Origin of the sequence: Flavobacterium artemisiae (assembly GCF_042678225.1) — a bacterium.
Taxonomy (GTDB): Bacteria; Bacteroidota; Bacteroidia; order Flavobacteriales; family Flavobacteriaceae; genus Flavobacterium; species Flavobacterium artemisiae.
In genome coordinates, this window is sequence record NZ_JBHUDZ010000012.1 from 302,092 (window position 1) to 316,534 (window position 14,443).

10 protein-coding genes are annotated in these 14,443 nt (G+C 34.6%); 5 read left to right on the forward strand and 5 right to left on the reverse strand.

Annotated features, from left to right (window positions below):
* The first annotated feature begins 8 nt into the window (after positions 1–8).
* From ACFSC2_RS11995 to ACFSC2_RS12005, 3 genes are all read left to right on the forward strand, one after another.
* A complete protein-coding gene (locus tag ACFSC2_RS11995) occupies positions 9–1,076 on the forward strand; it encodes an efflux RND transporter periplasmic adaptor subunit (RefSeq protein ID WP_379815203.1) in 1,068 nt (355 codons plus the stop codon).
* Positions 1,077–1,105: 29 nt separating this feature from the next.
* A complete protein-coding gene (locus ACFSC2_RS12000) occupies positions 1,106–4,282 on the forward strand; it encodes an efflux RND transporter permease subunit (RefSeq protein WP_379815202.1) in 3,177 nt (1,058 codons plus the stop codon).
* Between the two features lie 290 nt (positions 4,283–4,572).
* Positions 4,573–5,823, forward strand: coding sequence for a TCR/Tet family MFS transporter (locus tag ACFSC2_RS12005; RefSeq protein ID WP_379815201.1), 1,251 nt, complete (start codon positions 4,573–4,575; stop codon positions 5,821–5,823).
* Positions 5,824–5,991: 168 nt separating this feature from the next.
* On the opposite strand, the gene ACFSC2_RS12010 is transcribed toward ACFSC2_RS12005, so the two are convergent.
* From ACFSC2_RS12010 to ACFSC2_RS12030, 5 genes are all read right to left on the reverse strand, one after another.
* Positions 5,992–6,429: a retropepsin-like aspartic protease gene (locus tag ACFSC2_RS12010; protein WP_379815200.1), complete on the reverse strand. Its 438-nt coding sequence runs from the start codon at positions 6,427–6,429 to the stop codon at positions 5,992–5,994.
* Positions 6,413–9,040, reverse strand: a complete 2,628-nt coding sequence (locus ACFSC2_RS12015; RefSeq protein WP_379815199.1) for a CHAT domain-containing protein — start codon at positions 9,038–9,040, stop codon at positions 6,413–6,415. Before ACFSC2_RS12015 ends, ACFSC2_RS12010 begins: the two co-directional genes overlap by 17 nt.
* A 228-nt stretch (positions 9,041–9,268) precedes the next feature.
* The gene (locus tag ACFSC2_RS12020; RefSeq protein WP_379815198.1) at positions 9,269–11,218 is read right to left on the reverse strand and encodes a PKD domain-containing protein; all 1,950 of its coding nucleotides are present in this window, start codon (positions 11,216–11,218) and stop codon (positions 9,269–9,271) included.
* A 111-nt stretch (positions 11,219–11,329) separates the two neighbouring features.
* The gene (locus ACFSC2_RS12025; protein WP_379815197.1) at positions 11,330–12,301 is read right to left on the reverse strand and encodes a hypothetical protein; all 972 of its coding nucleotides are present in this window, start codon (positions 12,299–12,301) and stop codon (positions 11,330–11,332) included.
* A 351-nt stretch (positions 12,302–12,652) separates the two neighbouring features.
* Positions 12,653–12,952, reverse strand: coding sequence for a hypothetical protein (locus tag ACFSC2_RS12030; RefSeq protein WP_379815196.1), 300 nt, complete (start codon positions 12,950–12,952; stop codon positions 12,653–12,655).
* A gap of 129 nt (positions 12,953–13,081) precedes the next feature.
* On the opposite strand from ACFSC2_RS12030, the gene ACFSC2_RS12035 reads away from it, so the two are divergent.
* Positions 13,082–13,666: an RNA polymerase sigma factor gene (locus tag ACFSC2_RS12035; RefSeq protein ID WP_379815195.1), complete on the forward strand. Its 585-nt coding sequence runs from the start codon at positions 13,082–13,084 to the stop codon at positions 13,664–13,666.
* A 2-nt stretch (positions 13,667–13,668) separates the two neighbouring features.
* Entirely contained in the window at positions 13,669–14,394 is a 726-nt protein-coding gene (locus ACFSC2_RS12040; protein ID WP_379815194.1) for a tetratricopeptide repeat protein, read from the forward strand.
* Positions 14,395–14,443: the final 49 nt, after the last annotated feature.

The window sequence follows — 14,443 nt, forward strand, 5'->3', positions numbered from 1 at the left end:
TTATTACAATGAAGAAAATAATTATAACACTCGTAATCATAATCGTAGCTTTTTTCGGGATTAGCTATCTCTTAAATAAAAATAAAGCAGAAAACGAAGCAAAAACAGCAGTCGTTGCTGAAAAAAATGCAGCAGTTTCTGTAAAAGTAGCAACAGTAAAAACAGAAGATGTAAACTTAGGTTTTACAGCTAACGGAAACTTTGCTCCAATTCAGGAATTAACTTTTTCTGCTGAGAAATCTGGAAAAGTAATTAGTGTTTTAGTAAAAGAAGGTGACTATGTAAGAGTAGGACAAACCCTTTTAACAGTAAGAGGTGATGTTATCAATGTAAATGCACAACAAGCTCAAGCCGTTTATCAAAATGCAAAATCGGATTATGCGAGATACGAAAATGCTTTTAAAACAGGCGGTGTTACAAAACAACAATTAGATCAGGCAAAATTAGCGATGACAAATGCACAATCTAGTTTGACACAAGCTAACATTAACGTTGGAGATACTAAAGTGAAAGCTCCAATTAACGGTTACATCAATAAAAAATATGTTGAACCAGGATCTATTTTAGCTGGAATGCCTGCAACAGCTTTATTTGATATTGTAAATGTTTCTAAATTAAAATTGGCAGTTACGGTTAACGAAACTCAAGTGGCAAGTTTAAAATTAGGAAACCAAGTTAATATTTCTGCAAGTGTTTATCCTGATAAAAACTTCTCTGGAAAAATTACTTTCATTGCTGCAAAAGCAGATGCATCGTTAAATTTCCCTGTTGAAATCGAAATCACAAACAATGCAAATAACGATTTAAAAGCGGGTATGTACGGAACTGCAAACTTTGGTTCTAACAACCAAAAACAAAACTTAAAAGTGGTTCCAAGAAATGCTTTCGTAGGAAGTGTAAGCAGCAACGAAATCTTCGTAGTTGAAAACAATGTTGCTAAATTGAAAAAAGTAGTTGCAGGTAGAATCTTGGGTGATAAAGTTGAAATCATCAATGGTTTAAATGACGGAGAAGTTGTGATTGTAACTGGTCAAATCAACTTACAAGACGGAAATACAGTAGAAATTATTAAATAATTGATTTGTAAAATCAATAAACAGCATATATGAAATTAGCCGAAATATCCATTAAACGTCCGTCGTTAGTAATTGTATTGTTTACAATTCTAATTTTAGGTGGATTGTTCAGCTACAGCCAGTTAGGTTATGAGCTGATCCCGAAATTTGAAACCAACGTTATTACGGTTTCTACTGTATATCCTGGAGCTTCGCCAAGTGAGGTTGAAAATACAGTAACAAAAAAGATTGAAGATGCGATTGCGTCATTAGAAAATATCAAGAAAATTGATTCGAAATCTTATGAGTCACTTTCTGTAGTATCAATTACATTACTTTCTACTGCTAACGTAGATATTTCGATGAACGATGCACAGCGTAAAATCAATGCGATTTTGAGTGATCTTCCAGATGATGCCGATCCGCCGTCTTTGACTAAATTCTCTTTGAGTGATTTGCCAATTATGACGCTCGGTGCGAATGGTAAAATGGACGAAGCTGCTTTTTATGATTTGATCGATAAAAAGATTGCACCCGTTTTATCTCGTGTACAAGGTGTGGCACAGGTAAACATTATTGGTGGTCAAGAGCGTGAGATTCAAGTGAATCTGGATGCTGTAAAAATGCAAGGTTACGGACTTTCTGTTCCTCAGGTACAACAGACTATTTTAACTTCAAACTTGGATTTCCCAACAGGAAACATTCAAACTAGAAATCAAAAAATCTTAATCCGTTTAGCAGGTAAATATAAAAGTGTTGAAGAATTAAGAAACTTAGTAGTTTCTTCTAAAGACGGAATTCAGGTTCGTTTAGGAGAAATTGCAGATGTTCAGGATACACAAAAAATCGCAGAGAAAATTGCGCGTGTAGATCAAAAAAGTGCGATTGTACTTCAAATTGTAAAACAATCAGATGCCAATGCCGTTGCGGTAAGTGAGCAGTTGATTAAAACAATTAAAACATTAGAAACGGATTATAAATCGGCTCAATTAAAATTGGAAGTAGCAAAAGACAGTACAGTCTTTACTCTTGAAGCAGCAGATTCTGTTGTACACGATTTATTAATTGCGGTTATTCTGGTAGCATTTGTAATGTTGTTCTTCTTGCACAGTATTAGAAACTCATTGATTGTAATGGTATCGATCCCAGCATCTTTGATTGCAACATTTATCGGAATCTATTTATTAGGTTATACGCTTAACTTAATGTCTTTACTTGGTTTATCTCTTGTTGTTGGTATTCTTGTGGATGACGCGATTGTGGTATTGGAGAACATTTACCGACACATGGAAATGGGTAAAAGCCGAATTCGTGCATCGTATGATGGTACTGCCGAAATTGGTGGAACGGTAACATCGATTACTTTAGTAATTGTGGTGGTGTTTTTGCCAATTGCAATGAGTACAGGTCTTGTATCGAACATTATTACACAGTTCTGTGTTACGGTAATTATCTCTACAATGTTCTCGTTATTGGCTTCGTTTACAATTATTCCGTGGTTGTCTTCACGTTTTGGTAAATTAGAGCATATTGAAGGTAAAAACCTTTTCGGGAAAGTAATTCTTGGATTCGAAAGTTACTTAACTCGTTTTACAGATTGGATCTCTAACTTATTGAACTGGTGTTTAGATCATTATTTCAAAACTATTGGTGTCGTTTTAGTATTATTCTTCGGGTCGATTTTCTGGTTAATGGGAGGTGGTTACATTGGAGGAGAATTCTTCGCATCATCTGATAGTGGTGAGTTCTTAGTACAAATTGAGATGCCAAAAGATGCTTCATTAGAGCAGACAAACTTTATGACGCAAAAAGCAGAAGCTTTCTTAAAAGGAGAGAAATATGTTTTCAGCCAGATTACAACTGTAGGACAGACGAGTGAAGGTTTAGGAGCAGCACAGGCAACAGCTTACAAAGCGGAGATCGACGTTAAAATGATTGAACAAAAAGATCGTACGGACGATGCGAATGTTTACGCAGCGAAAACAAAACGTAAACTTGAAAAAATATTAGTTGGGGCAAAAGTAAAAACAGTTCCAGTAGGTATCTTAGGTACTGCTGAAGATGCAACTTTAGGTTTGATCGTAACAGGTCCGAACGTAGAAAGCGCTATGAAATTTGCAAAAATGGCAGAAGCTGAATTACGTACAATTCCTGGAACAACGGAGATTAAATTAACAGTTGAAGACGGAAACCCAGAGATCAATGTTCAGGTAGACAGAGATAAAATGGCCGCTTTAGGATTAACACTTCAAACTGTCGGTTTAACAATGCAGACAGCTTATAGTGGTAATACAGACGGTAAATTTAGAGCTGGTGAATACGAATACGACATCAATATCAAATACAACGAATTTGATAGAAAAAACATTACCGATGTTAGTAACTTGATTTTCATTAACAACGCAGGACAGCAGATTAAACTAAACCAATTCGCAACAATTTCTGAAGGTTCAGGACCAAGTAAATTAGAGCGTCGAGATAAAACAGCTTCTGTAACCGTACAAGGTCAGAACGTTGGGGTGCCGGCTGGAACAATTGTACAGCAATGGCAGGAAAAACTAGACAAATTGCAAAAACCGACTGGAGTAAACTATATCTGGGGAGGTGACCAAGAGAACCAATCTGAAGGTTTTGGTACTTTAGGAATTGCATTATTAGCGGCTATTATCTTGGTTTACCTTGTAATGGTTGGTCTTTACGACAGTTTCGTTCACCCGTTTGTGGTATTGTTTGCGATCCCGCTTTCGTTTATCGGGGTTTTATTTGCACTGGCATTAACAAACAATACATTAAATATCTTTACCATTTTAGGGGTCATCATGTTGATTGGTCTGGTGTGTAAGAATGCGATCATGCTTGTCGATTATACTAATCAGCGAAGAGCAGCTGGTGAATCAATCAGAAAGGCATTGATCCAAGCAAACCACGCGCGTTTACGTCCGATCTTGATGACGACTATTGCGATGGTATTTGGTATGTTCCCAATCGCATTGGCATCTGGAGCTGGAGCTGAGTGGAAAAATGGTTTGGCTTGGGTAATTATTGGAGGTTTGATCTCTTCATTATTCCTTACTTTGATCGTGGTTCCGGTTATCTACCAAATAATGGAAGGTATTATAAGAAGATTGTCTAAAGGAGAAAAAATCGATTACGAAGCTGAAATGCATGCCGATTATGAGCATACAGAATTAAGCGAAGACGGTTTTAATCCTAAACATACGCATTAATTGATTAATTTTTGATTTGAAAATCCCAGATTCCTTAATTGGAATTTGGGATTTTTTTTACTGATCTCTTAAAAAAGTTTCACGCTCCCGATAGCTATCGGGATGGCAGATTTGAGCAGATCAAATAAAAAATCTGTCTTTATCTGCTTAAATCTTTTTTAAATCTGCGTGAAAAAAAATAATACTTTCAATTGTAATTAGAATTTAAACCTTGGAATTTGTGATTTTTTTATTGATGTTTAAATAAATGTAGGCTTTTTCGTTTATTTGCATCTCTTTAGAAAATAACTATGCTACAAAAAGATAAATCTGCGGCGATTGGTTTTATTTTTATAACCATGTTAATTGACATTACAGGATGGGGAATTATTATTCCGGTAATTCCGAAATTAATCGAAGAACTGATTCACGGCGACATCAGCGAAGCAGCAAAAATAGGCGGCTGGTTAACTTTCGCGTATGCGATAACTCAATTTGTATTTGCTCCAGTAATTGGAAATTTGAGTGATAAATTTGGAAGAAGACCAATTATATTAATTTCACTTTTCGGATTTTCATTAGATTATATTCTACTAGCGTTTGCCCCAACAATTACCTGGCTTTTTATCGGACGAATAATCGCTGGAATCACGGGAGCCAGTATCACAACGGCTTCGGCATATATTGCAGATGTCAGCACAGCCGAAAACAGAGCTAAAAACTTTGGATTAATCGGTGCTGCTTTCGGATTAGGGTTCATTATAGGTCCCGTTATCGGAGGGCTTTTAGGTCAATATGGAGCGAGGGTTCCGTTTTATGCCGCGGCAGTTTTATGCATGCTGAATTTCCTTTACGGATTTTTCATTTTACCCGAATCACTTAAAAAAGAAAACAGAAGAGAATTTGACTGGAAGCGTGCCAATCCGATTGGAGCGATTTTAGGATTAAGAAAACATCCAACTTTGATTGGTTTGATTGCAGCTATATTTTTATTGTATGTAGGTTCTCATGCTGTACAAAGTAACTGGAGTTTCTTTACGATTTATCGATTTAACTGGAACGAAAGAATGATCGGAATTTCTCTGGGAATAATCGGTTTGTTGGTTGGAGTTGTGCAAGGAGGATTAGTTCGCTATATCAATCCAAAAATTGGAAATGAAAAAAGTATCTACACAGGTTTAGCATTATATACAATAGGAATGCTTTTATTCGCTTTTGCAACAGAAAGCTGGATGATGTTTGTCTTTTTAATTCCGTATTGCCTTGGCGGAATTGCAGGACCAGCTTTGCAGTCTGTCGTAGCGAGTAAAGTAGCACCAAGTGAACAAGGAGAAATTCAAGGAACTTTAACCAGTTTAATGAGCGCGTCTTCTATCATAGGACCGCCAATGATGGCCAATACTTTTTACTTTTTTACTCACGAAGATGCGCCTTTCAAATTTGCAGGAGCGCCTTTTATTTTAGGTGGTTTTTTAATGTTATTAAGTACGGTTGTTGCTTATTTTTCATTGAAAAAACATATAGTTCCTAAAACAGAAACCCTAAAACAAGAAATAGAATAGAACTCAAAAAATCTTTGTCTAAAAGGATTATGTGTAGCTCCTCTGGAGCTTTTGGATACAGGAATGTGAATTATACTATAGATATTTTGCTTCGCTGGAGCAATCTGAAAAACTGGGCTGATTCATTTTGAAGAAGCCCTTTTTTTATTATTGAAATTTGAAGTTTTCCTATTTAAGATACAAATAATGATTAAAATAATCAATAATAGCTTTCCCTTCCAACAAAATATCGGCACCGATAATACCATGTACAGGTTTGGCTTTATACGATTCTAAAGCTTCGTTTACATGAGAAAGATCAAAAATTACGATACTGAAATCTTTGTTTTTCCATCTGCCTAATTCCAGTTTATTTTGAGAAGAAATCTGCGTATCCATTCCTGTTCCGCCGGCTCCAGAAGCTTTGGTCTTAGAATTTTTTGCCGCCAGTTCAAAATGTTCAATGCATTCAAAACCAACGCAGGTATTTGATGCGCCCGTATCTAAAATGAAAGTTCCCTTAATACCGTTAATTTTGGCTTTAATTTGTAAATGCTGTGTTTTGGTAATTTTAAATTTTATTTTTTTGTACTTCTCCAGTTTGAGAATTTTATGTAGATCTTCCATTTCGTTTTCGCTTATATATCAAAAATAAACCAATTATTATCAAAAAACTAATGATATAAACGATATAATTGGATGATTTTTCAGGCGTTTCAATTGTTCCGTAATATACAAATGCACTCCAATAATAAGGTGATTTTTTGGCATTTGAAATACTGTCATCCTTTAAAAATGTTCTTTTTGCATTTGCTGTTGAATGCACAAAAGAAGAATTATATTTTACTTCTTTATAAAAATAATCCATAAAAATAGAAGCCGTATAATCGTTGACATTCCACAAAGAAAACAACAGATTCTGCGCGCCGGCAAACTGAAAACCTCTTGCTACGCTCATTGCGCCTTCGGCTTTAAACAATTTTCCAATTCCCGTTTCGCAGGCACTCAAAACAACTAAATCTGGATTGAGCTGTAAATTGTACAATTCAGAATACAAAATTTCCTGATCGTAAAATTTGATGCTTGCCGGAATTTCCAGATCGCCTGCTGAAGCATGTGTACTTAAATGAATTATCGATTTTCCAACAGCATTGTTTTTAAAATTATTAAAAGTCGCCTTTTCATTCTCAAAAAACTGACCATCAAAATTGTGCTTAATCGACTCTAATTCGTTCTTAGAAAAACGCAACGCATAATTGGTTTTTTCAAAAACAGGAAAAATTCCAACAACCGATTTTTGAGTATTAGAAAGCGGCACTGCATTCAAATAAAACGCAGCCGAATTATTATACGCCACATCAAAATCGTTTAAAACATAATGCATTTTAGCAAAATTTGTTGTTTCAGATTCCTGAGTGATCAAAGCTTCAAAAGGAAGGAATCCCAAAATACCATCGGGAATTATAATTAGGTTTTTATGATGATGAGGTTTCGGAATTTCAAGCTCTTTGTAAATTTTATTTCCTAAACGATTATAATTTTTAGGATTATTAACGATTGTTTTCGCGTCGTTAAAGTAATTAATGAAACCAACCAAATCAGTCAAACCTCGATGTTCTAAAGGAATTGAATAGAGTTTTATTTTTTTGTTTTCTATAGTAAAATTATAGATGTAGTTTGATCCAAAAAAATATTCAATCAGAACAGCATTGTCTTTTTCTAACTTCTCAAAAAGTTGCTGCAAATCAAAATTAGTCTGAGATTTTGCATTGGTTTTGGTGTCTTTAGATTTTAAAAGCAGCATCAATTCGTTTTGCTTTTTTATGGCTTCGTTTATTTTAGAAATATCGGCTGCTTCTAGTTTTTGCTGTTCTTTTAAAATTGTCGTATTCCAGTTTTGCAATTGCTGTAAAATCAGTTTTTGTTCTCTCGAAAGTGATGCCATATTCGAAAGATGACTTTTTAAAACTACCGATTTTGTTTTTTCCGAAAGCAAAAAAGCACTTTCTAGATAACTCTTTTTTTTCTCTTTTTGATAAAGCGAATTATAGATTTCGATGCATTTTTCAGTTCGGTTTCGGTTTCTGATTTGGGTTATAATTTTGGAGTTTTCATAAATCAAAAGTGTCTGCAAAAGTTCTTCGATATGAAACGAAAGCGCAAAACTCTTCAATGCATTATGAGGTTTATTTTCGGATAAATAAATCGATGCCTGCAAATCCAAAGCATCCAATAAAACAGTCTCCGCATAAAGCGAATTCTGATTTGGAAGACTATTTTTTGGATTGTAATTTGGAATCAAAGTTTTAAAAACCGCACTAATATTTTGAGTCGCTTCGCCGATTTTTCCCTGTTTAAAATCTAGAAAAGCATTTTCATAAAACAATTGCGCTATTTTACGCGGTTCTTTATTCGAGATTTTCTGAAACTCGATATTCGCTTTCGCTAAAAATTCGGAAGTCGCTTCTAGTTCATTTTGTTCCATTTTTAGTTTGGCTAAATTTCGATATGCATTCGCCAAAGTTTCAGACTGCGATTTGTCTTTTTTTAATAATGAAATGGTTTTCAAAAAAGAGTTTTCGGCATTTGCTAAAGCATTATTTTTTACCACAAAACCGACATTGCTCAACAAATAATTAGCACCGAGATTATTGTATAAAATCCCTTTTTGAGTGGGAGAAAGTTTTTCGGTTCGAAGTGTTTTCTCGATTAAATCAATTGCTTTTTCAACATTTCCGGTATTTTGATAAACATTGGATAAATTGAGAATAGCCGAAACTTTCTGTGTTTCGTTTTTCTCTTCGCTGGCAATAAAATAATATTGTTTGATGATGTTTTCGGCGTTTTCGTAATCGCCTAGAATCGTATATAAATTGCCTAAAGGCTTCAGGCAATATTCAATTATATCGTAGTTTTTGAATTTGTTTTTCTGATAAATCGACCAAGCTTTTTCATAACTTTTAACCGCATTTAAAGTCTGCCCAAACTGATTTTCAAAATAAGCTTTGTTGCAGTTTAAAATCACAATTGCCAGTAATTCGTCTTTGGTTTTTGGTTTCGGATTTTTCCAGAAATCATTTTCTGCTTTAGTTAAATTGGATAACGCTTCCGCGGAAGGATTAGCAGTAAAACTATCAACAGCATTATATATTTTATCTTCCTGATTTTGGCTGAAACCATTTATTGTCAGAAGAAAAAAGATTAAAGAATATAAACGATGTAGTTTTTTTTTAGCCAAGATTTAAAAGATTAAAAAGGATTTTTTGTTTGCCACGAATTACACAAATTCACACGAATTTTATTTTAAATAAATTATCACATAGTAAATTAGTGAAAATTAGTGGAATTCGTGGCAAAAACATCAGCCAAAGAATATAAAAATTAGTTTAATCCCTTAAATCTGTGGCAAAAAACTTTGCGTATTTCTGCGAAAAACCTTTGTGAATCTCGGTGTAATCAAGAAAAATCAAAACTTCCAGATCCCATAAACCTGAAAGTAATTGAAATTCTGTTCAAAATTGATGACATAACGCGCACCCAGACTCGGGCCGATTCTCGCGAAACCAGCGGTAAGATCAAATAAAAGTCCAGCTTTGTAATCGGTAAATGTGTTTTTTATTTTGTTTGAAGAGGTTTCAGAACTAATCAAAAAGTTTTCCTTATCACCTTCATAAGTATCGACTTTTATCATCTGATTTTGTTCAGAAGAAACATTGATATTCGCCTGAATTCCCGCGCCAATTCCGATATAATTATTAATGTTGTATCGAATCAAAATCGGAATCTCCCAGTTGATATTTTTGTTTTCTGTTGAAGTTGTGGTACGCACCAATTGTCGAGTTCCGTTGGCATTGGTATTAAACGCATCAACAACATTTACGTCGCTGTTGTATTTGTTTAAAGCATTTTCCCATTCGACCTGCCAATAAAAACGATACGATTTAAAAGGTGAAAGCGTCGCGCCCACAAAATAACTGGTCGATTTATCTAAATCGGGATAGAAATTGTAACCTGCTTTGGCACCAATCGAAATTCCGGGAAGAAATCGGGTAGTGGCATAATTGGTAATAATCGGTTCGTTTTTATCAAAAATAATCGCCGTTCGGCTTTTGGTTTTTACTTTATGAAAGTCTTCTCCAAACTTCATCGAATATTTGACAAAACCTTTGGTAGAATCTTTTTCGTGAACATTTTTCTGTTCGCTTCCTGGAAGATAAATATTTTTGAAAGTGAAAATAATCTGCTTTTGTTTGATAATCGTATCGAGACAACTCACAGTTGGTTCTTCGCCTTTCGGACAGATCGGACATTCTGGATACATACTTTCGATTTGGAAAGTCTTTTTATCAAACATATCTGGAATATCCGTTTCTAAACGAATTTTTCGCGCCGGACCTTCACCATTATTTTGGAAACGGGTTTTAAAATTAACACGTTTAAAACGCACCAATCTGTAATTCATAAAACTTCCGTTAGATCCCATTTTGTTGGGATCGTGAGAAGTTACAATTTCCATTTCGAGTTTTTTTATTTTATGGTTTTTATAACTTCGATTCGGAACAAAAATACCGCGCATGGTTACTGTAGCACTTGTATCTTTAATCATTTCGGGAGTCGTTTTAAAAGTGTAAAATACATTTCGGGTTTCCCCAGGATTCGCATCATCAAATTCTAAAATAGAAACATTATGATATATTTTATTAGCATCTAAAAGTGAAGCATCCAAATCTTCCTCTGTTGTAGTATTTCTATATTTGGTTTTAAAATTCCCTTCGGTGGAAGCCAAATAATTATTTGAATCGTTGAGATCGTCTACTGCAGCGACCAATTTTTCCTGAACTTCACGTTCGCCTGCATAAGTTCTAAAATCGGATAATTCGAAATTATTATGTTTGAATTCCTTTTCATTATAAAATAAATAGAGCTTCCCGCTCGCAACATAACTCTCCAGATTTTGATAACTCACTACGACTACCATTTCCTGATCTGGAATCGGGTCGCAGTTCTTGATAATTGTAAATCCGTTTTGGTCTGCGATTGAGGCAATGTCTTTGTAATTGTTGTCTGTAATATCGTTTACAGCCACTTTTTTGGGTCTTGTTGCAGGAGGTTTTCCGTTGTCGTAATTATTGGTTACAGCAAGTCTTGCGGTATACGTTCCCTTGTTTTTGTAAACGTGTTTGGGCTCGGTTTCTTTGCTGTAATGCCCGTCGCCTAGTTCCCATAAATAAGAATAACTTGGCTTTGGTGCACCCGCAATCGGAATCAAAGGCGGTGTTTCTGGTTTAAAATTGACCAAATTTCCGTTTTGAGTAAAACCAATATTGGCTCTTCGGGTTATGGTGTCTTTCACTTTGGTTTGTCCTATTGAAAAAATAGAAAATAGAATAAAGAAAACAGACAGTTGTGGTTTCATAACTAGATAGTTTTTAGCCTTAAAATCATCAGAATCAATTTTAAAACAAGATTAAATGTAAAAAAAAGCGGTGAGCAAATCACCACTTTTTCTTAAAAAAGCATTTTAAAGTTACTGTATGGCATTAATTGCAGCAACCAGTTGAGCTTCGGTACCGACTGTTGTTTCGGCCAATGTAAAAGTATAAACGGCATTTGCAGTTGTTGTTACTCCTTTGATCGCATAACGCCAGTTTCCGTTATCTTCTGTAGCAAAAATAATGTGACAAGCTAATCCAACCGGAATTTGTCCGTAATGCTCGCTGAATAATCCTTGAGCTGTGTAAGTGTCTAATTTTGCAAGAGCATTATTTCCTTCTCCGTCGTAAGAAAGATAAACCGCACTGTTATTGTTGTCATAACCTTCTGGAACATCAACTAAAATAGTTGTTTTTGGTCTCGGATCGCTGTAGAAACGGTCAACATTTGTCCATCCGAAGTTTCCGAATGTTACATAATAGTTGTTTCCTTCGCCTTGTACACCGCCTTTTCCGTCTGCACCTCTGGCATCTTTCCAAGCCAATTCTCCTTCTTCATCAATAACTCCAGTCCATAAAGTCATTAAATTATCATATCCGTCAGTTAAAGCAGTTGGAACAATCATGCTTAACGAGCAAGAAGTTTGTAATTCGACTCCCCCCTGAGTTGCTTTGATGAAGAATTCACCACCTGAAATCAATAAATTTTTCTTTCCATCTGGCATAATTCCCATCGTTGGTTTATTGGTAACCAGCATATTTCCTTTGTCAAAAAGTTCGATGTATTCGATATCCACTTGTCCCGTTACCGGATTTCCGTTTTTAGTCAAACAATCTCCGTTGATGTAGAGTTTAACCCCTTTTGCAGAAGTAAGCGTTACAACACCATTTCCTGCTGTCATCGTAAAGTTTTGTGTATTTCTTTTTACCCCTTTTTCGCTGATGCTTTTAAAAGCGGCTTTTGTTGGAGGAATTGCTTTGATATCATCTCCGTCGCTGTTATCACAGCTTGCAAAAGAAATCATTAATAAAAGTGAAAGTCCGATTGTTTTAAAAGTTGTTTTCATAATTTCTAGTTTTTATAAATCTGGCTTGATCGTTATCAAGTGGTTTTCAGATTCTGGTTATTATTTTTTGTAAATCAATTGGGGTTTGATTTTGTTACCCCTGTTTTTTAAAATATTTTTTTAAAGGCTTTTATACCGTTATATCAATTGGCTTTGAAAATTGTTACCCCCTATTATTGATTTTTTTTGAAAATATTTTTAAACACATAGAAACATAGATTTTGCAGCCTTGTAAAGGCGTTTCACCTAGTTTGAATGCACTTGGCAAAAACTATGTTTGAGAAACGCGTTTCTTTTCGGGTTCTTTATTTTGTAAATAATTCTATGTTTCTATGTGTTAAAAACTGTATTTTAAACAGAAAGGCATTTATCTTCAAATAGATTTCCGTCTTCATCAACGGCGACCAATATTTCTTTTTTAAAGGAGAATTTTTGAATCAGATAAATCCAAACAATCAGCCAAAAACCGAAAGTGATACAGCTTAGAAATAAATGCAGCGCATGATTTACCTCTTTTTTTTCTTTGGATAAAACCACATAAGGCAGTTTTTCGTTATGCTCGGTAACTACAAAACCATTGCGTTTTTTGGCCGCGATGATTTCGTAAAATCGGTCCAGATTCTTTTCGGTTGTAAATGGGTAACTTTTCATTTCTTTTAATTTTTTAATGTTTTTTAAAAGACTTTTGTATCGTTAAATACAAAAAATTGAATTTTTGTTACCCCATGATGTAAAATTGTTTGAGATTCTTTTTTTAAATTAGCTGTTAAAACCTTTTTTATGGATCAAAGTAAAATTCATCCTGACCAAAAATATATTGACGGACTCGTCGCAAATGATTCGGTTGTTATCGAAATGATTTACAAAAAGTTCGCGCCCAAAGTCTGTATGTTTATAACCAACAATTCGGGCGATAAAGATCATGCGCAGGATGTGATTCAGGAAGTTCTGATTTTGCTTTTTAATCAGGCGAAAGCCAATAAACTTCATCTAACTTGTCCGTTTGATGCCTACTTTTTCCTGTTATGCAAAAGACGCTGGCTTAATGAATTAAAAAAATCTGAGAATAAAGGGGTAACAATTTTTGAGAACGTTTTATCTACTAGTGAATCTGCGAGAGAATTAATCGAACAAACGGAAGAATTTGACGAAAAACAAAAGCTTTTTGACACCATGTTTCAGAAACTGGGAGAAAAATGCCAAGAAGTCTTAAAACTCAGTTTTACGTTAAAATCAATGGAAGAAGTAGCCCAAAAACTTGATGTGACTTACGGTTATGTTCGAAAAAAGAAATCGTTGTGTACAGGACAATTGACACAGTGGATTCAGGAAGCGAAAAATTTTAACTCTTTAAAAAACAAATAATCATGAACGAAGAGCGCTATATATTATTTGATCAATATCTTCAGGGCGAACTGACCGTTGATGAAAAGGATAATTTTGAAAAACAATTGGCAGAAAATCCAGAATTGAAAGCAGAATTCGAGACTTTCGTAGAAATGCATTCGCAGCTCGAAAACAGATTTGGTTTGGAAACCGAAAGAGCTGTTTTTGAACAAAATCTGACCCGAATTTCAGACAAATATTTCAAGAAAAAGAAATCAAAAGTCGTTTCTATGAAACCTTGGTATTGGACTGCGGCCGCGTCTGTAATTATTATGTTCGGATTGTTTTTCTTTCAATTCGATCAAAATCCTTCATTTAAAGATTATAATAAACCCGAAAGTGCTTATTTTACAGAAAGAGGCGTTGCTGAAGAAACTTTGAAAAAAGCCGAAGATGATTTTAACGGAAGAAGATATGCAAAGGCAATTCCGCTTTTTGAAGCCATTTTAAAAGAGAATAATTCACCCGAAATTCGATACTTCTACGGAATTTCATTAGTAGAAGAAAGTCATTATAAAAAAGCAGAAGATGTTTTGAACGAATTGATTTCAGGAAATTCTGTTTTTAAAGAAAAAGCAAAATGGTATTTGGCCTTGTCAAAATTAAAACAAAGAGATTACAAAGCCTGTAAAGAGGTTTTACAAACTATCTCACAGGATTTTGAAAACTACGAAGATGTAGAACAGCTGCTCGAAGAACTGAATTAAGTTTTTTCTAAAATATAGAATGAAAAAAGCCTTTGTCAAAGTTTCAACC

Excerpts from the sequence above, each read along its gene's own strand:
- ACFSC2_RS11995 (WP_379815203.1), top strand. The coding sequence starts at position 9 with ATGAAGAAAATAATTATAACACTCGTAATCATAATCGTAGCTTTTTTC.
- ACFSC2_RS12000 (WP_379815202.1), top strand. The coding sequence starts at position 1,106 with ATGAAATTAGCCGAAATATCCATTAAACGTCCGTCGTTAGTAATTGTA.
- ACFSC2_RS12005 (WP_379815201.1), top strand. The coding sequence starts at position 4,573 with ATGCTACAAAAAGATAAATCTGCGGCGATTGGTTTTATTTTTATAACC.
- ACFSC2_RS12010 (WP_379815200.1), bottom strand. The coding sequence starts at position 6,429 with ATGGAAGATCTACATAAAATTCTCAAACTGGAGAAGTACAAAAAAATA.
- ACFSC2_RS12020 (WP_379815198.1), bottom strand. The coding sequence starts at position 11,218 with ATGAAACCACAACTGTCTGTTTTCTTTATTCTATTTTCTATTTTTTCA.
- ACFSC2_RS12025 (WP_379815197.1), bottom strand. The coding sequence starts at position 12,301 with ATGAAAACAACTTTTAAAACAATCGGACTTTCACTTTTATTAATGATT.
- ACFSC2_RS12030 (WP_379815196.1), bottom strand. The coding sequence starts at position 12,952 with ATGAAAAGTTACCCATTTACAACCGAAAAGAATCTGGACCGATTTTAC.
- ACFSC2_RS12035 (WP_379815195.1), top strand. The coding sequence starts at position 13,082 with ATGGATCAAAGTAAAATTCATCCTGACCAAAAATATATTGACGGACTC.
- ACFSC2_RS12040 (WP_379815194.1), top strand. The coding sequence starts at position 13,669 with ATGAACGAAGAGCGCTATATATTATTTGATCAATATCTTCAGGGCGAA.